Below are 18,774 nucleotides of genomic sequence, written 5' to 3' on the forward strand. Positions count from 1 at the left end.
CGAGCGGTCAGGTCGAAGCGCTTCCCACGCCCTTCGCCCGCATGCGGTGGAAGGCCGCGATGATCTCCCCCCGGCCGTAGGGCTTGGAGATCACCTCCTCCTCGGCGAAGTCGGTCGCGAGTTGGGCCTGCTCGCCATAGCCGCTGGCGAACAGGAACGGGATCGCGCGGGCGCGCAGTTCTTCGGCGACCGACAGGCTCGAATCCGCGCCCAGGTTGATGTCGAGGACCGCGAACTCGATATGACCGGCGGCGATCGCGTCGCGCGCCTGCCGGACCGAGGAGGCCGTGACGACCCGCGTGGCGCCGAGCGACTTCAGCGCGTCCTCGACGTCGAGCGCGATCAGCATGCTGTCCTCGACCAGAAGCACCGAGCGCGGGAAGTCCTCGGGGATTTCGGCAGCCTCCGCGTCGGAACGGCCGGTCCCGCTGACCACGCCCGAGCCGACCGTGACGAACTTGCCCGGAATCGTGAACTCCGCCTCGAAGCCCGACAGCCGGTAGGTCGTCCGCGCCCGGCCACCCAGGTCATAAGGGATCGAGCGTTCGATGATCGTCGTGCCGAACCCCTTGCGCTCGGGCGCGCGGACGGGCGGCCCGCCGGTCTCGCGCCAGGTGATCAGCAGCGATCCGTCGACATCGATGCCCCAGCGCAGGTCGACATGGCCGCTGTCGCTGAGCGCACCATATTTGGCGCAGTTGGTGATCAGTTCGTGCAGCACCAGCGAGAGCGTGTTGAACGCTACCGGGTCGAGCGCGACCTGCGGCCCGGACAAGCGGACGCGATCGCCATCGTCGGCCAGATAGGCGTTGGCCTCGGCCCGGACGAGCGGCTCGATCTCGGCCGGTCCCCAGCGTTTCATCGTCAGCTGGTCATGCGCGCGCGCCAGCGACTGCACGCGCCCCTCGAGCGTCTTGGCGAAGTCCTCGTAGGTCTCGGCGCTGCCCCGTGTCCGCGCGATGAGGCTGCGGACGAGGCTGAGCACGTTGCGGACCCGGTGGTTGAGCTCGGCGATCAGCAGGTCCTGCCGCTCGTGCGCCTTGGCCTGGTCGATCTCGCGCCCCTCGGCGAGCAGGAGAACCACCTCCAGGAGCGACGTCCGGACCGCCTCGGCGACCCGCTGCTCGGCCGAGGTGAAGGGCTCGCTGACACCCTGGACGAGTTGACGCCAGGCCTCGAAGCTCTTGCGCGGCGACAGGCGGACGCCGTTGGCGTCCTCCTCCATCGCCTTTTGCGGATCACCGGCCCAGCGGACCGAGCGGACCTTCTCGCCGCGGAACAGGACCACATAGTCGCGCGGGCTGCGCGAGATCGGGATCGCCAGCATGCCCGCCGCGCGCTCGGCATAGGCCGCAGCCTCCGGATACAGCCGCGACAGATGGTCTGTGATCACGATCTGCGAGGCCGCACCGGTCCCCAGTTTATGGATGAGGTCCCGGAACTGCACCTCGTCCGGGGTCATTCCCGACAGCGAGATGCGCCCGTCGAGATAGACGCCGATGCCGTCGTTCGGAATCGCGGCGCTGATCGTTTCGCCGATCCATTCGGGGTTGTGAAGCAGTTCCCCATCCTGCGCGACGACCGCCATCAGCCGGTCGGTGATGGCGCGCGACCGCTGCTCATAGGCGGCGGTCTCCTCGCGCTCGCGCGATTCGAGCATCATCGAGAACATGCGTCCGAACAGCTCGGCGGCGGTGCGCTGCTCGAGCGAGGGGCGCAACGGGCTGTAATGGTGGCAGGCGACCAGGCCCCACAAGCGCCCCTCGCACACCACCGAGATCGACAGCGAGGCGCACACGCCCATGTTCGACAGATATTCGATATGGACCGGCGACACCGAACGGAGGACCGACATCGAAAGGTCGATCGGCTGCCCATGCGGGTCGCGTTCGGGCAGGATGCGCGCGCCGGGATCCTGAAGGTCGGCGATCACGCGCAGCACGTTGCGAAGATAGAGGGCACGGGCCTGGCGGGGAATGTCGGTCGACGGATAGCGCAGGCCCAGGAAGGATTCGCGTTTGGACACCACCGACTCGGCGACGACCTGGCCCGCTCCGTCCTGGTCGAAACGGTAGAGCATCACCCGGTCGAACCCGGTGATCGCCCGGATTTGCCGCACCGCGTTCAGCTGGAAGGTCTGCATCGAGCCGGCCTGGCTCTGGCGCATCAGCATCGACCGGACGGTGATGCCGATATCCTCGTGGCCGACGGGCCCGCTCGGCTCGCCCTCGATGACGATCGTGGAGCGGCTGAAATGGATCGCGACGTCATATTCGGGCAGGTCCGGCTTCAACCGGATCCGCAGCAGCCGCTCGACCGAATCCTCGCCCTGCAGATAGGCGAGGCGGTTGCGGATGTCGTGGACCGCATCCTCGGACAGTACCTTGTCGAGCGGCTGGCCAAGCGCCGCGTCCCATGCCACGCCGATATGATCGGCAAGGTTCTCCGACGCGCGGCCAACCAGCCAGTCGGTCGATACGGCGAGAAGAAACCCGAAGCTCTGGATGGCACCGAGGAGATGGATCGGTTCACGGTCACATATCGTGAGGTCCGGCTGATCGGAAGATAAGGTCGTCAATGTCTCAGCTTATGTTGGCGGGGACGCCGTCCACGGCCTGCCACGACCGCTCGAAAAGATCGAAGACGAACAGGGCATCCCCAATAATGTCCTCATCGTTAGCACAGGCACCGTCGCTCTTCTGTAGACGAGTGGACACAAGCCTCCAGCCGGCGGTGTCGCCGGATTCGTGAAGATAGGCGCTGGCACGGTCGGCGAGCGCCGGCGCCTTCGCCCGCAACTGCCGCAGCAGGACGGCCGAGCCGAGCCGCGAGCCCTCGAGCACATAGCCATGGCCGATCGTCGCTTCCCCGGGCAGCCGCACGTCCGCCAGCGGGGGCGGGGCTTCCAGGCCGAGTTCGTCGAGATCGCGCAGCAGCGCGTCGGCCCGGGCCGTCGACCCTTGGTCGAGCAGGGGGCGGAGCGTCTCCCAGGCAACCGCCTGAGCGCGCAGGAACGCGGCATAGCCCTGCTCCGTGCCGAAATCGCAGGCGCCGAACAGCGCGTCGACCCGCTCATGCGCCCCGGCAGTCTCTCGCCTGAGCCTTTCCCTCAGCGAACCGTCATCTTTTCCTGTCAATACAGTACCCCACAACGATAAGAGCCCGATCATGGATCCCATGGCACGAAACGAGCGGCGGCGCGTTAGGGTCCGTCAGAAATGTTACGGGGCCACAATCAGGACCGAATTTCGATAGTGGGCGGGGCAATGTCGAGCGAAATTTTCGCACCAGGTGAGAATTGCTGGAGGATCGAGCGGGCGTCGCGGACCGGTGTCATCATCGACGCCGCTGACTATTTCCGCGTGGCGCGCGACGCGATGCTCCAGGCGCGCGAGCAGATATTGCTGGTCGGCTGGGACGTCGATCCGCGCATCCTGCTCGATCCGGAGGACGGCGACGACGAAGCGCCCAACTGCCTGGCTCAGTTCATTCCATGGCTTGCCCATCGCCGCCCCGACCTGTGCATCAACCTGCTGATCTGGAACATGGGCTTCCTGAAGATGCTGACGCGGGGACTGTCGATCGTCACCCTCGCTCGCTGGCGGATGACCCGCAACGTGTCGATCCGCTTCGACAGCAGCCATCCGATCGGCGCGACCCATCATCAGAAGATCCTCGTGATCGACGACAGCGTCGCCCTGTGCGGCGGGATCGACATGACCGAGGACCGCTGGGACACGCCTGAGCATATCGACGCCGATCCGCGCCGCCGCCGCCCGAGCGGCCGGCCCTATATGCCGTGGCACGACACCGCGGCAATGATCGAAGGCCCTGCCGCGGCGGCGCTGGGCGACCTCGCCCGCGATCGCTGGCACCATGCGACGGGCCGCGTCCTGTCGACGCCGACGCCGCATGACGGCATATGGCCCGACTATGTCGAGCCGCTGTTCCGCGACCGGGAAATCGCGATCGCACGGACCCACCCCAAGAGCGAGGGTATCGTCGAGGTCCGCGAGATCGAGCAGCTCTATGTCGACATGATCGCGCGGGCGAAGCGCTTCATCTATGCGGACAACCAATATTTCGCGTCGCGCAAGGTGGCCGAGGCGATCGCCCGGCGGCTGACCGAACCCCATCCCCCCGAGATTGTCATCGTCAACCCGATCAGCGCCGATGGCTGGCTGCAGGAGGCGGCAATGGGCAGCGCGCGGGCCGAGTTGTTCTTCGCGCTGGCCGAGATCGACGACCATGACCATTTCCAGATATATACGCCCGTCACCGCCGGGCGGCAGCCGATCTATGTCCATTCGAAGCTGATGATCGTCGACGACCGCATCCTGCGCGTCGGATCGTCGAACATGAACAATCGGTCGATGGGCCTCGACAGCGAGTGCGACATCGCGATCGAGGGCGGCGACGCCGGCGGCGCGGACCGCGCGATCCGGCATCTGCGCGAGGTGTTGATGGCCGAACACCTCGGCACCACGCCCGAGGCCGTCCGCGATGCCTTCGACCGGACCGGGTCGCTGATCGGGACGGTCGAATGCCTGATAGGCCAAGGCAAGTCGCTGATCCCGTTCGAGCCCCACCAGTGGAGCGACGCGACCCTGGCCATCGGCGCCAGCGGGTTGCTCGATCCGGAATCGGTCGACGAACGTTTGGAGCCGCTGTCCAACCGCGGCCTGTTCCGCGGCTTCCTCCGCCGGAGCACCCGGCAGCTGTTCGACACGATTCGCGAGAAGCGTCGCGCGCGGCGGGCGCGCAACCGTGGCCGCTGGCGGCGCAAGTTCCGCAAGCTGTGGGACGCCACCCGCACGCTCAACGATTGACGGTCGTCCCGAGCCTCGCCACTCTTCCGGCTTTCCCTGCTGCAAGGACGGATTGATGCGCCGCGCCCGCCCCCTGACGATCTCCCTTCTCGCGGGCGCCGCCGTCGCCCTGTTCGCCGCCCAGCCCACCCTGGCCGCGCCGACGCCGATCGATCCCGCACAACACCGACAGATGCTCGATATCTGGAAGAAGATGATCTCGATCCCGACCGTACACGGGCGCGGTCAGATGGCGGCGATGGCGAACTATGTCGCGGGCCTGCTCAGGGAGGGCGGTTTCGCCGCCGAGGACGTCAGGATCGAGGGCAGCGGCGACGACCTGTCGCTCGCCGCACGCTACCGCGGGACAGGAAAGGGGAAACCGATTCTGCTGTCCGGTCATATGGACGTGGTCGAAGCGCGTCCCTCGGACTGGACGCGCGACCCCTTCGTCCCGGTCGAGGAGAACGGCTTCGTCTACGGACGCGGCGCGCTCGACATGAAGTTCGGCGATGCCGTGCTCGTCTCGACGCTGCTCAAGCTCAAGGCGGAGGGCTTCAGGCCGTCGCGCGACATCATCCTGCTGCTGTCGGGCGACGAGGAGACGGCCATGGCGACGACCGCGCGGCTGGCCGAGCAATATGGCGGCAATGCCGAACTGCTGCTCAACGCCGATGGCGGCGGCGGCCTGCTCGACAAGCAAGGCAAGCCGGTCGCCTTCTACGTCCAGGGGGGCGAGAAGACCTATGCCGATATCGAGATCAGCGTGACCAACCCCGGCGGCCATTCGAGCCGTCCCGGCGCCACCAATGCGATCGCCGATCTCGCCCGGGCGATCGACCGGATCGCCGCCTATCGCTTCCCCGCTCAGACCAACGAGATCACCCGCGCCTTCTTCAAGGCGACGGGCAAGCAGATCGGCGGCGCTACCGGCGCGGCGATGCTGCGCTTCGCCGATGATCCCGGCGACGCGGACGCCGCGGCGACGTTGCGCGCCGATCCCGAATATGTCGGTATCACCGGGACGACCTGCGTGCCGACCATGCTGAACGGCGGCCATGCGCTCAACGCGCTGCCGCAAAAGGCGACGGTATCGGTCAACTGCCGGATCTTTCCCGGCGTCAGTGTCGAGAATGTGCGCGAGACGCTGGCCAGGCTGATCGAGAATCCCGAAGCCACCGTGACCATCCTGGATCATCCGCTGGCGAGCGACGCGTCGCCGCTGCGGCCGGACCTGATGAAGGCGGTCCGCAAGGGCATCGATCAGAGCTTTCCCGGCCTGCCGATCGTGCCGCAAATGGCGGCGGGCGCCACCGACAGTCTCTATTTCCGGGCCAAGGGCGTGCCGAGCTACGGCGTGCTGGGCATGTTCATCAAGCCCGACGACGATTTCTCGCACGGGCTGAACGAGCGCGCGCCCGTCGCCAGCATCGATCCCGCGCTGCGGCTGATGAAGACGCTGATCGTCGACCTGTCGAGATAGGCCAGGCACCCCGGGGGACGCCCCCCGGGGACCGGATCAGCCGAGAGTAACGTTCAGGAAGCTCGGCACCGGGCCGTTCCAGCCGTCATCGGGCTCGTCTTCGACAAAGTCCCGACGCCGGTCGTCGCGGCGCGGCCGGCGGTCCTCGCGCTTTGCGTCACGCGGCGCGGGTACCTCGGCGCGGGGAGCGGCCTCCGCACGCGGAGCCGCTTCCGTGCGCGGAGCGGCTTCGGCGCGGGAGGGCCGGGCCGCACGCGGCGCCGGCGCTTCGGCCTTCTTCTCGCGACGCTCGCCGCGGTCCCGGCGCGGCTCGCGCTTGGGTTCGGCGGCCTCGGCCTGCTCGGCAGCCGCGGGCTTGCCGCGACGCGCGATCTTGTGGCCCTGGAGCTTCTCGATCGCCTCGATCGCCTCGGCGTCCTCGGGGGTCACGAGAGTGATCGCGACGCCGCTCGCGCCGCCGCGGCCGGTGCGGCCGATGCGGTGGACATAGTCGTCGGGGTGCCAGGGAACGTCGAAATTGATGACGTGGCTGACACCCTTGATGTCGAGGCCGCGCGCGGCGACGTCCGACGCCACCAGGATGTTGATCTCGCCGCCCTTGAAGCGGTCGAGTTCGCGCAGCCGCTCGGGCTGCTCCATGTCGCCGTGGATCTGCCCGACCTTGAAACCGTATCGGCCCAGGCTCTGGGCCAGGTCGCGTACGGTCGTCTTGCGGTTCGAGAAGATGATCGCGGTGGTTACGTCGGCGGACTGCAGCAGATCGCGCAGCGTGTCGCGCTTGCCGCGCGACGTCGTCTCGGCCAGCGACTGGTCGATCGACAGATTGGTGCTCGCCGGACGCGACACCTCGATCTGCTTCGGGTTCGACAGGAATTTGTCGGCAAGCTTCTTGATCGGCGCCGGCATCGTCGCCGAGAAAAGCAACGTCTGCCGCTGCGCCGGCAATTTGGTGCAGATTTCCTCGATGTCGGGGATGAACCCCATGTCGAGCATCCGGTCCGCCTCGTCGATCACCAGCAGACCGCATCCGGTCAGCAGGATCTTGCCGCGCTGGAACAGGTCCATCAGGCGGCCAGGCGTCGCGATCAGCACGTCGACGCCCTTCTCGAGCGCCGCAATCTGATCGCTCATGTTCACACCGCCGATCAGGAGCGCCATGGTAAGCTTATGATACTTACCATATTTCTCGAAATTCTCGGCAACCTGTGCCGCGAGTTCGCGGGTCGGCTCGAGGATCAGCGACCGCGGCATCCGCGCCCGGCTGCGGCCATGCGCGAGGATATCGATCATCGGCAGTACGAAGCTGGCGGTCTTGCCAGTCCCGGTCTGGGCGATGCCGATCAGGTCCTTCATCATCAGGACGGGTGGGATCGCCTGTGCCTGGATCGGAGTCGGCTCGCTATAGCCGGCCTCCGTGACCGCACGGAGAAGTTCATCAGAAAGGCCGAGATCGGCAAAGGACATGAAGTTATCCGGAAAAGGACGGCGAAGAGCGCCGCGCCGTGGCGCGATTGACCTTCCAGCCATGCTTTGTCAAGGAAATTAGGGGTCGAACGCCCTCAATCGTCGAGACGCAGCTTGCGGAAACGCTCGATCTCGCACTGGCCGCCGGAGCGTGTGCGGATCACGTCGCGGTCGGCGCAGATGTTCCCATCGTCGGTCGGCAGGATATAGAAACCCGAATAATAGTCGAGAGCCGGACAGTTCGACGAAAATTGGGCCCGCAGCCGCTGCCCGCCCTTGAGCACGAGGTCGATCGCATCGTCGGCGACGACGGCGGCACCGGCGATCGCGCTCATCGCCACGCATTTGGGACCCTTCTTCGTCTTCCAGCGCAGCGGTTTGGCCGGTATGCGGCGCGGGACGCGGACGATCAGCGATTGTTCGACGGTAACCTGGGCGACCCGCACCGGGCGCGGATCGGCCGCAGCCGGTATCGCCAGTCCCAGACCCGCGATGACCATGGGCAGCCTCCCGGCACACAGCAGTCGCGGCAAGCGGCCAGGCATCACGTTGGAAAATCCACCCTTTCGAGGTTTCGCGCTTATGCGCGATAACCCTTAACTCGTTCGATCCTCTACGCAATCGCTTGAACCGTGGATGAACTGATAGGCAAGCTGATATGCGCGGACGGATTGACTGGCAAATCGCGCGAAGCCTGCATTATGTTCCCTGGATCATGTCCGGCCTCCATCGTCCCGACCCGTCGCTTCTCGCCCGACTAGCCGCCCTGCTGGGGCCGCAGGGCTTCGTTACCGATCCCGACCTGGTGACGCCGTGGCTCACCGACTGGCGCGAGCGCTATCGCGGCGAGACCGCGGCGTTGCTGGCCCCCGCCTCGACCGAACAGGTGGTGGAGATCGTCCGCCTCGCGGCTGCGGCACGGGTCGCGCTGGTGCCGCAGGGCGGCAACACCGGCACCGTCGGCGGGGCGACGCCTCCGCCGGACGGGTCCGCGCTGCTGCTGTCGCTGCGGCGGATGAACCGGATCCGATCGATCTCGGCCGACGATAATGCCGTGATCGCCGAAGCGGGCGTCATCCTGTCCGACCTGCACGACGCCGCCGCCGTTGTCGGCCGGCGCTTTCCGCTGTCGCTCGCCGCCAAGGGATCGGCGACGATCGGCGGCCTGGTCTCGACCAATGCCGGCGGCACGCAGGTGCTGCGCTTCGGGCCAATGCGCGCGCTGGTGCTGGGGATCGAGGCGGTGATGCCCGACGGATCGCTGTTCGACGGGCTCGCTACCCTTCGCAAGGACAACCGCGGCTATGATCTGCGACAGTTGCTGACCGGCGCCGAGGGGACGCTCGGCGTCGTCACCGCGGCCGCGCTGCGCCTCGTGCCCGCCGCGGCGACACGCGCGGTCGCCTGGGTGGGGGTGCGGGACCCGCAGGCGGCGCTCACCCTGCTCCGCCGGCTGGAGGAACGGACCGGCGAAGCGGTCGAAAGCTTCGAACTGGTGCCGGCCGATGCGCTCGCGCTGGTCCTGCGCAACATCGCCGGCGTGCGGGCGCCGCTGTCCGAAGCCTGCCCCTGGAACGTGCTGATCGAAGCGGTCGGCGGTGCCGGCGGCTTGGACCCGAAGGACATGGTCGAACAGACGCTCGCCACGGCGATCGAGGACGGCCTGGTCGTCGACGCGACGATCGCGGCCAGCGAGACGCAGGCCGCGGCCCTGTGGATGCTGCGCGAATCGATCTCCGAGGCCGAGAAGATCGATGGGCCATCGCTCAAGCACGACATCTCGGTCCCCGTATCGGAGATGCCCGCCTTCCTCGAGCGCGAGCGCGGCCGGATCGAGTCGCGCTTCGCGGGGTCGCGGATCATCGCTTTCGGCCATCTCGGCGACGGCAACATCCATTTCAACCTGCTGCCCCCCGAGGACGCCCCGCGTCGGGCCTGGATCGCCGAGCATGGCGCCGCGGCGAGCGCGATGATCCATGACCTGGTGGCGGGAGTCGGCGGTTCGCTCTCGGCGGAACATGGCATCGGTCAGGCCAAGCTCGACGAATTCGCGCGGCTCACCGATCCGGTCCGTCTCCACGCACTCCGCGCGATCAAGCTCGCGCTCGATCCGCTGGGCATCATGAACCCCGGAAAGCTTGTTCCGCTTGCTTCCGGGCCCGAGGGCCAATAGACGGCGGCGGCATCCTTCGGCCGTCGTCCGAAGACGACACCGATATTCTTCAGGAGATTTTCGATGGCGAGCGCCCCGGCAAACGCCCTGCCCCTCTTCTACAACGACCTGCAGCCGCTTTCGAGCCAGCTCCACGCCACCTGGAAGGCCAAGACGCTCGACAGCGCCGAGTTCTTCAGCACGGCGCATGCCGTGCCGCTCACGGTCGAGGAGTTCATTCCGGCGCAGCGCAACTATCCGATCGTCTTTTCGACCGGCCCCGACCCGGTGCCGCTCGCGCTGTTCGGCCTGAACGAGGGCGTGAACGTCTTCACCGACGAGAAGGGCCAGCCGACGCGGGATCTCTATGTCCCGGCCTATGTCCGCCGCTACCCGTTCATGCTCGCGCGGCTGCGTCCGGACAGCGAGGATCTTTCGCTCTGCTTCGACAGCACCGCGGGCCTGCTCGGCGAGTTCGACGAGGGCGCGCCGCTGTTCGACGGCAGCGAGCCCACCGACGCGGTCAAGAACACCCTCGCCTTCTGCGAGCAGTTCGAGCAGGCGGGCATGCGCACCGGCATGTTCGTGCAGGAGCTCGTCCAGAACAAGCTGCTGATCGACGGCGAAGTGACGATCGAGCCCGATGGCGGCGGCCAGCCCTTCGTCTATCGCGGCTTCCAGATCGTGTCCGAGGAGAAGCTGAAGGAACTGCGCGGCGACGTGCTGCGCAAGATGGTCCAGAGCGGCCTGCTGCCGCTTATCTATGCCCATCTGTTCTCGCTGTCGCTGATTCGCGACGTGTTCTCGCTGCAGATGCAGCAGGGCAAGGCCCCGGCCATGCCCGCCCCGGCGGTCCCCGCCTGAACCCGCCATCGGGATGGAAGCGCCGGGCGCTTCCATCCCGGGCCGGATGCCCCGTTCCGCGGCGGAAAGCTGCGCGCCGGGCCCCTGTCCCGTCGAGCCGGACACGCTCCGCGCTCCGGGATCTTCAGCACAAAGCTACGACAAGATAAGGAATTTTCCCGAGGAGGGAGAACTATCCTTGAAACATCCGAACAAGCCGCCTATCTTCTTGAAGTGCGGTGGTCGTGCCCCCCTTTCGCGGCCCCGTACGGCGCATCCTCCGGGATGCGTTCCTCCCTGAACCTTGGCCACCTCGTGCGTTAGCACGGGGTGGTTCTTTTTTGGGCGGACTTCGGGAGCGGCGATTCAGCGACGCGATTCGCCCGTCATCGACCTTTCCGGACGGTTGCGTCCTTATTCGGCTGCGATCGGCATATCCGGGCTGAACGACGCCTCCAGCGCCGCGACGATCGCCGCCAGCAACCGCCCGCATCCCTCGATCTGCGCCGTCGGTGCATCGAGCGCGGCATCGAGATAGAGCGACCTGTCATATTCGATCTGGATGGCGTGGACCTGCCGGCGAGGCCGGCCGTGGCGATCGATGGTGTAGCCGCCCGCATAGGGATGGTTGCGTGCCGCCCGCAGCCCCACCCCGTCGATCACCGCCATGACGAGGTCGACGGCCGCCGCTGAGGCCCCCGCCCCGAAGCGGTCGCCGATCACGATCCGCACTGGGCCACCTGCCTGCCGCACCGGCAGCGGCGGCATCGAATGGCAATCGATCAGCACCGCCGTACCGAACTGACGGCGGGTCTCCTCGATCCGTTCGGCGATCGCGCGATGATAGGGTTCGTGGACCTCGGCGATGAGCCGCGCAGCATCGTCCGCCGTCATCCGGGCACGCCACAGTTCGCCGCAGGAGGGCAGCCGGCGCGGGAACAGGCCGAGGCCGGCGCGGACCTTGCCGCTCATCACCAGCCCGCCGGTGTCTCCGCCGCTGCCGATGCCGCCGTCGATCATCGCCGGGTCGATCTCGCGCGGATCGCGGTTCAGGTCGATCGCCGCGCGCGCGACATGCGCGACGATCGCGGTCGCGCCCGCAGCCACGGCCTGGTCGACGAGCCGGTCGGCATGGCGATCCTCCAGCGCGCGCAGGCGATCCATCGGTACCCGCGCCCGCGCCATCACCGCCTCGGGATAGCCGCGGCCGGCGTGGGGCACCGCGAGCAGTACCGGCGAACGCGGTATCGCGGGGCCAAGGATGGTGAAAGCGGGTTCGGAGGCCATCGCCGTCCGTGCTAGGCAGGTGCGGCACGGCGCGCAACCGGCGCTTTTCCGCCGCCGACCGCCAAAGGTCGAATTTTCGAGCCGGCTGGAATTTATTAAGGGATTATAGCATAAGGACAGGCGCTTGTCCGGCATGTGGCCGGCCGCGGAGTGCGATCGGGGTCATGATCCGAATATTGCTGGCTGAAGATGACGATTCGATGCGCGAATATCTGGCCCGCGCCCTCGAGCGGTCGGGCTATGCCGTCACCAGCGTCGATCGCGGTACCGCCGCGCTGCCGCTGATCGAGAAGGACAGCTTCGATCTGCTGCTGACCGACATCGTCATGCCGGAAATGGACGGCATCGAACTGGCGCAACGCGCCAACGTCATCGCTCCCAACATGCGCGTCATGTTCATCACCGGCTTCGCCGCGGTCACGCTGAAGTCCGGTGCGACACCGCCCGATGCCAAGGTCCTGTCCAAGCCTTTCCACCTGCGCGACCTGGTCATGGAGGTCGATCGCATGTTCCTGGTGGGCAGCGCTTCGGGCCTTTGAAGAAAAAGCGCTCCCACGGGGTTGCGCACCCCGGATGCCTCGGCTAGGGAGCCCCCCGTTGGGCGTGTAGCTCAGTGGTAGAGCACTGTGTTGACATCGCAGGGGTCGCAAGTTCAATCCTTGCCACGCCCACCACTAAACCCCAGCAAGTCATTCGACTTGCTGGGGTTTTTGATTCTGGTCCTGGCGATCCGATCATCCCCGCTCACGCCCCTTCCGCGCGCTCCTGGCGGCAGGTGCTGCTCAGCCCGAAGCGGCCCCGCCATGATAGGCCGCGCGGAAATCATCGGCGAACGTCGTGAGCGTGCCCGCCACGATCGCCAGGCGCAGATCGGCCATCAATGCCTGGTAGAAGGCGAGGTTGTGCTCGGTCATCAGCATGGCGCCAAGGATCTCGCCCGCACGGATCAGATGGTGGAGATAGGCGCGGCTGAACTGGCCGCAGACCGGACAGGCGCAGCTCTCGTCAAGCGGCCGCAGGTCCTCCCCGAACTTGGCGTTGCGAAGATTGATCGGGCCCTGACGGGTGAAGGCCTGCCCGTTGCGGCCCGAACGCGTGGGCAGCACGCAGTCGAACATGTCGATGCCGCGCTCGACCGCGCCGACGATGTCGTCGGGCTTGCCGACGCCCATCAGGTAGCGCGGCTTTTCGGGATCGAGCTGGCCGGGCGCGAAGTCGAGCGTGGCGAACATCGCCGCCTGCCCCTCGCCCACCGCCAGGCCGCCGACCGCATAGCCATCGAAGCCGATCGCCAGCAACGCATCGGCCGAGGCCTTGCGCAGACTCTCGTCGAGGGCGCCCTGCTGGATGCCGAACAGCGCCGCCCGTCCGGCATGCTCGCCGCCCGCGTCGAAGGCGGCGCGCGACCGCTTCGCCCAGCGCATCGATCGCTCCATCGCCTCGGCCTGCTGTTGCATGGTGGTGGTGGTCGGGACGAGTTCGTCGAACGCCATGACGATGTCGGATCCCAGCAGCCGCTGGATCTCGATCGACCGCTCGGGGCTCAGCATGTGCGCCGAACCGTCGAGATGGCTCTTGAACGAAACCCCCTCCTCGCTCCGCTTGGTCAGCGCCGACAGACTCATCACCTGATAGCCGCCGCTATCGGTCAGGATCGGACGGTCCCAGCGCATGAACGCGTGCAGCCCGCCGAGACGGGCGACCCTCTCGGCCCCCGGCCGCAGCATCAGGTGATAAGTGTTGCCGAGGATGATGTCGGCGCCTGTCGCGCGGACGTCGGCGGGCTTCATCGCCTTGACCGTCGCGGCGGTCCCGACCGGCATGAAGGCGGGCGTGCGGATCTCGCCGCGGCGCATGCGGATCGTGCCGGTGCGGGCCTTGCCGTCGGTCGCGGCGATCGAGAAGTGGAAGCGGGGTTCCGTCATGGGCCGGCCTTAAAGGGACTGCCCGTCACTGCCAAGGCTTGCACCGCGTTTCGCGCTCGGGCAGGTCATCCGCCATGCATCTCGGGCCCGAAATCTACGCGCTGCTCACATTGGTTGCGTTCGTGGCCGGCTTCATCGACGCCATCGCCGGGGGCGGCGGGCTGCTCACCGTCCCCGCCATGCTCGCCGCCGGCGTACCGCCGATCGCCACCCTGGCCACCAACAAGCTTCAGTCGAGCTTCAGCTCGGCCACCGCGACGATCAACTTCAGCCGCAAGGGCATGATCGATTGGCGGACCTATTGGCCGCAGGTCGTTGTCATCCTCATCCTAGCCGGACTGGGCGCCTGGATCGTCCAGTCGATCACGACCGACGTGCTCAAGCTGATCGTGCCCGTGCTGCTCGTGGCGGTCGCCGCCTATGTACTGCTCAGCCCGCGCATGTCGGACGAGGACGTCCACCACCGCGTCGGGACGCGCGGCTATCTGCCGGTCGGCGGTGCGATTGGATTCTATGACGGCTTCTTCGGGCCGGGCACGGGCAGTTTCTTCGCGACCAGCCTCGTCTCGCTGCGCGGCATGGGGCTTATCCGCGCGACGGCCCACACCAAGGCGTTCAACTTCGCGAGCAACTTCGGTAGCTTGATCGTGTTTCTTTCCACGGGACATGCGATGATCCTGCTGGGCTTGTGCATGGCGGTCGGCGCAGCGTCGGGCGCCTGGACCGGCTCGCATACCGCCATCCGCTTCGGCGCGAAGGTGATCCGCCCGGTGCTGGTGACGATCTGCCTCGCACTTACCGTAAAGCTGCTCTGGGACGCGCTGACCTAGCCCGATCATCGGCCCAGCCGTGGCGGAGGGGATTCCCCCCGCGACGCCGATCGAATATGAGGGGGAAACCGACCGGGCCGTTCGCAACCGCACCGGAACGACTTTGCCGGGACCCTCTTGCCTTTCCGGGCCGTTGGAGCTCAGGACAGGCCGACACGCAGGAGAGAGTGACGTTGAGCGACGACAGCACCCCGCCGGACAGCAAGCCCGCGTCGAAGAAGAAGGGCATCCAGGCGCCCAGGATCACCAAGAAGACCGCCGTGGTCGGCGCCGCGATCGGCATCGGATCGGCGGCGATCGTCGCCGCGCTGCTCTACACCAACCGCGACACCAGCGGCGGCAAGAGCTGAGCGGGCGCCCATGCGGGTCTTCACGATCGGCTATGAGGGCGCCACCCAGGCCGAACTGGTCGATCGCCTGCGCGAGTCGGGCGTGACGCTGCTCGCCGATATCCGGGCGGTGCCGCTGTCGCGGCGCCCCGGCTTCTCGAAGAACATATTGGCGGCCGGGTTGCGCGAGGCCGGCATCGACTATGTCGGGCTAAAGGCGCTCGGCACGCCGCCCGAGGGCCGTACCGCCGCGCGCCGTCACGACATGGACACGCTGCGCCGGGTCTATGCTGGCCAGCTCGCGCAGCCCGACGCCATGGCCCAGGCCGCGATGCTGGCCGACATGGCCGGCGAGCGGCCGACCGCCCTGCTCTGCTTCGAACGCGAGCCCGGCTGCTGCCACCGCTCGCTGCTCGTCGAGGCGGTGTTTCCCGGTGCGGAGGTGGTCGACCTCTTCCCCTGAAGGCGACGGCTTGGCCCGGCGGGACCTGCGGGAGCGGAGAGATCGCTCATGCGTTTCCTGCGCATGCCATCCTCGGTCATCCGCAGCTTCGACTATGATGCGCCCGCGCAGCGACTCGACGTCGAGTTCGTGACCGGCCGGTGCTACAGCTATCACGACGTGCCGGCGCGGATCGTCGCCGCGATGCGCGCCGCGCGCTCGAAGGGGCAGTTCTTCAACGCGCGCATCCGCGACCATTTCCGCTTTACCCGCGATCGCTGATGACCGTCAGGATCGGCACGGCCGGCTGGTCGATCGGATCGCGCTATCGCCCCGACTTCCCGGGCGAGGGATCCCATCTCGAGCGGTACGCGACGCGCTTCTCTGCGGTGGAGATCAACAGCAGCTTCCATCGCCCGCACCGCGTCGCGACCTATCGGCGCTGGGCCGAGAGCGTGCCCGATGATTTCCGGTTCGCGGTGAAATTCCCGAAGCTGGTCAGCCACGAGCTGCGGCTGGTCGCCTGCGCCGACGCGGTCGAACGTTTCGCGGAAGAGACCGGCGGCCTCGGCGCCAAGCTGGGCGTGCTGCTGCTCCAGCTCCCGCCATCGCTGGCGTTCGATCGACCTATCGTCTCTGCCTTCCTGGCGCTGTGCCGAGCGGCGAGCGACGCACCGATCGTCTGCGAACCGCGTCACGCGAGTTGGTTCACCGACGGTGCGGACCGGCTGCTGGCCGATCATGGGATCGCGCGCGCCGCCGCCGACCCCGCGCCGGCGGATGGCGCGGGCGAACCCGGTGGCTGGCCCGGCCTCGTCTATGTCCGGCTGCACGGTTCGCCTGTCATGTACCGCTCGGCCTATGGGGATGCCGTGCTGGACCGCTATGCGGCGCGGCTGCGGGCAACCCCGGGATGGTGCATCTTCGACAACACCGCGGCGATGGCCGCGACCGGCGACGCCCTCAAACTTCAGGCGAAGCTCGTCGATCCGGAACGTCGCGTCATTCCAGTCGTTAAGAGCCGGCCACCGAGTCCTTGAACGTTCAAGGCCTCTACCATGGAAAGGGCCTGATTCACGTGATCGGCGAAACGCACAGCGCTTCCGCCTCCAACGGTGAGGCTCCAGGAGGGACGAATAATGTATAGACATATCCTGATCGCGTCGACCGCGGCGCTGGCCCTGAGCCTTGCCGCATGCGGCAAGAAGGCCGAGCAGACCGCGGACACGGTCGCCAACGGCGCCATGGAAACCGCCGACGCCGCGGGCGCGATGGCGTCGAACGCCATGGTCGATGCCAAGCAGGCCTTGTCGGCGACGCCCAGTGGACCCGAATTCGTGAACAAGGCCGCCAAGTCCGACGCCTATGAGATCGCGGCGGCCAAGCTGGCGGTGACCAACGCCTCGTCCCAGGCCGTGAAGGATTTCGCGGCGGAGATGATCACGGCGCACACCGCCTCGACCGCGAAGATCAAGGCGGCCGCCGCCACGGCGAGCCCGGCCATCACCCCCGATCCGACGCTGACCAGCGACCAGAACGACGATCTGGCGGAGCTGGGCAGGAAGAAGGGCGCCGAGTTCGACGAGGCCTATATCGACGACCAGGTCGACGCGCACCAGGACGCGCTCGCGCTGATGCGGGACTATGCGGAGCATGGCGACACGGCGTCGCTCAAGACCGCCGCCGGAGAGATCGCGCCGGTCGTGCAGAAGCACCTCGATCACGCCAAGTCGCTGGACAAGTGATCGGACCGCAAAACCCTTGCTGCTGATGACGGGAAGGCCGGGCCGAAGGGCCCGGCCTTCTCCGTTCTCGCGCCGTTGCACATCGTCATATGCGAGCGCAGCCGAGCCTTGGCGTGAACGCTCGCCTGGGCTCGTGTAGAGCTCCTGTTACCCGCCGTCGTCTCCCACGATCAAAACGATCTTGCCGATATGGTCCTCGTCCATGCGGCGATGCGCGTCGGCGGCCTGGGCGAGCGGGAAGGTCGCGTCGATGACGGGCTTCAACCGCCCCTCCTCGACATGCGGCCAGACGACCGAGGCGATCTCGTCGGCGACCGCCGCCTTGAAGGCGATGCCGCGCGGCCGCAGGGTCGATCCAGTGAGCGTCAGCCGCTTCTGCATGATCTTCCAGATCGGGATTTCGGCCTTCGCCCCGCCCAGCACCGCGATAGAGACATGGCGGCCGTCCTCGGCCAGGCAGTCGAGGTTGCGGGGCAGATAGTCGCCCCCGACCATGTCGAGGACGATGTCGACGCCCCGGCCGTCGGTGATGCGGGCGACCTCGGCGACGAAATCCTGGGTGCGATAGTTGATCGCATGGGTCGCGCCCAGCCCGCGCGCCGCCGCGCATTTCTCGTCCGACCCGGCGGTCACGATCGTCTCGACCTGGAAGATGCGGGCGAGCAGGATCGCCATCGTGCCGATCCCGCTGGTACCGCCATGGACGAGCAGCCGGTCGCCCTCGGCGGCATAGGCGCGTTCGAACACGTTGCTCCACACCGTGAACAGCGTCTCGGGGATCGACGCCGCCTCGACCATCGACAACGTGTTCGGGACCGGCAGGCAGAGGCCGGCGTCGGCCACGGCATATTCGGCATAGCCGCCGCCGGCGACAAGCGCGCAGACCGCCTGCCCCAGCATCTCGGGCAGCGTTCCCTCGCCCAGCGCCACCACGTCGCCGGCAACCTCCAGCCCGAGGATCGACGGCGCGCCCGGGGGCGGCGGATAGGCGCCGTTGCGCTGTGCGACGTCGGGGCGGTTGACCCCTGCCGCCGCGACTCGGATCAGCACCTGGCCCGGCCCCGGCACCGGGACGGCGCGGCGGACGGGCAGCAATATTTCGGGTCCGCCCTTGCCGTCGGGGTCGATCGCAACCATCGATTCTGGAATCCCGGCCATTCGTCCCCCTTTTGGCCTGAGCTTCTGGCCGTTTCTGTAAGGGTTTATTGACATGCGGCCCGCCAGGGTCAACGTTGTCCGCATGGAGCCCGACGATCTTTTCGCGAAGCGCCCCGACGATCCGGTGAATCAGCTCATCTGGCAGGATATCGATCATCTTTCGGTCGACGAGCTGGAAGCCCGGATTACCGCCCTAGAGGGTGAGATCGAACGGTGCCGATCTAAAATCAAGAACGCCATTAACCATCGCGCAACAGCAGAAAACCTATTCAAGCGATGAGGGTGCGCCGGCCGGAAATCGATATCCG

The 18,774-nt window shown here is 67.2% G+C and carries 19 protein-coding genes and 1 tRNA gene; 13 read left to right on the plus strand and 7 right to left on the minus strand.

Features of this window, described 5'->3' with window-relative positions; genetic code table 11:
* Positions 1–7 precede the first annotated feature (7 nt).
* Both ASE22_RS11890 and ASE22_RS11895 read right to left on the minus strand, forming a co-directional pair.
* Entirely contained in the window at positions 8–2,578 is a 2,571-nt protein-coding gene (locus ASE22_RS11890; protein WP_082545621.1) for an HWE histidine kinase domain-containing protein, read from the minus strand.
* A gap of 4 nt (positions 2,579–2,582) precedes the next feature.
* A complete protein-coding gene (locus ASE22_RS11895; protein ID WP_156397296.1) occupies positions 2,583–3,179 on the minus strand; it encodes a biliverdin-producing heme oxygenase in 597 nt (198 codons plus the stop codon).
* 87 nt (positions 3,180–3,266) lie between these two features.
* Here ASE22_RS11895 and ASE22_RS11900 point away from each other — a divergent pair, with 87 nt between their 5' ends.
* Positions 3,267–4,829 carry a phospholipase D-like domain-containing protein gene (locus tag ASE22_RS11900; protein WP_056359369.1) on the plus strand — a complete coding sequence of 521 codons (1,563 nt, stop codon included), beginning with the start codon at positions 3,267–3,269 and terminating at the stop codon, positions 4,827–4,829.
* 55 nt (positions 4,830–4,884) lie between these two features.
* Positions 4,885–6,291, plus strand: coding sequence for a M20/M25/M40 family metallo-hydrolase (locus ASE22_RS11905; protein ID WP_056359372.1), 1,407 nt, complete (start codon positions 4,885–4,887; stop codon positions 6,289–6,291).
* Positions 6,292–6,327: 36 nt separating this feature from the next.
* On the opposite strand, the gene ASE22_RS11910 is transcribed toward ASE22_RS11905, so the two are convergent.
* Together ASE22_RS11910 and ASE22_RS11915 are read right to left on the minus strand one after the other, a co-directional pair.
* A complete protein-coding gene (locus ASE22_RS11910; protein WP_056359375.1) occupies positions 6,328–7,755 on the minus strand; it encodes a DEAD/DEAH box helicase in 1,428 nt (475 codons plus the stop codon).
* Positions 7,756–7,850: 95 nt separating this feature from the next.
* Positions 7,851–8,255 carry a hypothetical protein gene (locus ASE22_RS11915; protein WP_235536418.1) on the minus strand — a complete coding sequence of 135 codons (405 nt, stop codon included), beginning with the start codon at positions 8,253–8,255 and terminating at the stop codon, positions 7,851–7,853.
* 215 nt (positions 8,256–8,470) lie between these two features.
* Here ASE22_RS11915 and ASE22_RS11920 point away from each other — a divergent pair, with 215 nt between their 5' ends.
* Together ASE22_RS11920 and ASE22_RS11925 are read left to right on the plus strand one after the other, a co-directional pair.
* Positions 8,471–9,928 carry an FAD-binding oxidoreductase gene (locus ASE22_RS11920; protein WP_056361109.1) on the plus strand — a complete coding sequence of 486 codons (1,458 nt, stop codon included), beginning with the start codon at positions 8,471–8,473 and terminating at the stop codon, positions 9,926–9,928.
* 63 nt (positions 9,929–9,991) lie between these two features.
* Entirely contained in the window at positions 9,992–10,771 is a 780-nt protein-coding gene (locus ASE22_RS11925; protein ID WP_056359380.1) for a SapC family protein, read from the plus strand.
* 393 nt (positions 10,772–11,164) lie between these two features.
* On the opposite strand, the gene ASE22_RS11930 is transcribed toward ASE22_RS11925, so the two are convergent.
* Complete coding sequence (locus ASE22_RS11930; RefSeq protein ID WP_056359383.1) at positions 11,165–12,037, minus strand: N-formylglutamate amidohydrolase; 873 nt, start codon at positions 12,035–12,037, stop codon at positions 11,165–11,167.
* A 164-nt stretch (positions 12,038–12,201) separates the two neighbouring features.
* Here ASE22_RS11930 and cpdR point away from each other — a divergent pair, with 164 nt between their 5' ends.
* Both cpdR and ASE22_RS11940 read left to right on the plus strand, forming a co-directional pair.
* Positions 12,202–12,576, plus strand: a complete 375-nt coding sequence (cpdR, locus tag ASE22_RS11935; protein WP_056359386.1) for a cell cycle two-component system response regulator CpdR — start codon at positions 12,202–12,204, stop codon at positions 12,574–12,576.
* A 60-nt stretch (positions 12,577–12,636) separates the two neighbouring features.
* Positions 12,637–12,711: transfer RNA gene (locus tag ASE22_RS11940), tRNA-Val, on the plus strand.
* Positions 12,712–12,819: 108 nt separating this feature from the next.
* Here the strand turns inward: ASE22_RS11940 and tgt are convergent.
* A complete protein-coding gene (gene tgt, locus ASE22_RS11945) occupies positions 12,820–13,962 on the minus strand; it encodes a tRNA guanosine(34) transglycosylase Tgt (protein ID WP_056359387.1) in 1,143 nt (380 codons plus the stop codon).
* A 74-nt stretch (positions 13,963–14,036) separates the two neighbouring features.
* Here tgt and ASE22_RS11950 point away from each other — a divergent pair, with 74 nt between their 5' ends.
* The 6 genes from ASE22_RS11950 (at position 14,037) to ASE22_RS11975 (ending at position 17,308) form a co-directional block, all read left to right on the plus strand.
* The gene (locus ASE22_RS11950; protein WP_056359390.1) at positions 14,037–14,792 is read left to right on the plus strand and encodes a TSUP family transporter; all 756 of its coding nucleotides are present in this window, start codon (positions 14,037–14,039) and stop codon (positions 14,790–14,792) included.
* Between the two features lie 167 nt (positions 14,793–14,959).
* On the plus strand, positions 14,960–15,142 hold the full coding sequence (locus ASE22_RS27300; RefSeq protein WP_056359392.1) for a hypothetical protein: 183 nt from the start codon (positions 14,960–14,962) through the stop codon (positions 15,140–15,142).
* A gap of 10 nt (positions 15,143–15,152) precedes the next feature.
* On the plus strand, positions 15,153–15,584 hold the full coding sequence (locus ASE22_RS11960; RefSeq protein ID WP_056359395.1) for a DUF488 domain-containing protein: 432 nt from the start codon (positions 15,153–15,155) through the stop codon (positions 15,582–15,584).
* A gap of 48 nt (positions 15,585–15,632) precedes the next feature.
* Positions 15,633–15,845 (plus strand): KTSC domain-containing protein, encoded by a 213-nt coding sequence (locus tag ASE22_RS11965; protein WP_235536419.1) that lies wholly within the window; start codon positions 15,633–15,635, stop codon positions 15,843–15,845.
* Positions 15,845–16,603, plus strand: a complete 759-nt coding sequence (locus ASE22_RS11970) for a DUF72 domain-containing protein (protein WP_056359397.1) — start codon at positions 15,845–15,847, stop codon at positions 16,601–16,603. The genes ASE22_RS11965 and ASE22_RS11970 overlap by 1 nt, the downstream gene beginning before the upstream one ends.
* 99 nt (positions 16,604–16,702) lie before the next feature.
* Complete coding sequence (locus ASE22_RS11975; RefSeq protein ID WP_056359400.1) at positions 16,703–17,308, plus strand: DUF4142 domain-containing protein; 606 nt, start codon at positions 16,703–16,705, stop codon at positions 17,306–17,308.
* Positions 17,309–17,455: 147 nt separating this feature from the next.
* On the opposite strand, the gene ASE22_RS11980 is transcribed toward ASE22_RS11975, so the two are convergent.
* Positions 17,456–18,466 (minus strand): NAD(P)H-quinone oxidoreductase, encoded by a 1,011-nt coding sequence (locus ASE22_RS11980; RefSeq protein ID WP_056359402.1) that lies wholly within the window; start codon positions 18,464–18,466, stop codon positions 17,456–17,458.
* Between the two features lie 82 nt (positions 18,467–18,548).
* Here ASE22_RS11980 and ASE22_RS11985 point away from each other — a divergent pair, with 82 nt between their 5' ends.
* Positions 18,549–18,746 carry a DUF1192 domain-containing protein gene (locus tag ASE22_RS11985; protein WP_056359405.1) on the plus strand — a complete coding sequence of 66 codons (198 nt, stop codon included), beginning with the start codon at positions 18,549–18,551 and terminating at the stop codon, positions 18,744–18,746.
* The last annotated feature ends 28 nt before the right edge of the window (positions 18,747–18,774 follow it).

This window comes from Sphingomonas sp. Root720 (assembly GCF_001428605.1).
Classification (GTDB): domain Bacteria; phylum Pseudomonadota; class Alphaproteobacteria; order Sphingomonadales; family Sphingomonadaceae; genus Rhizorhabdus.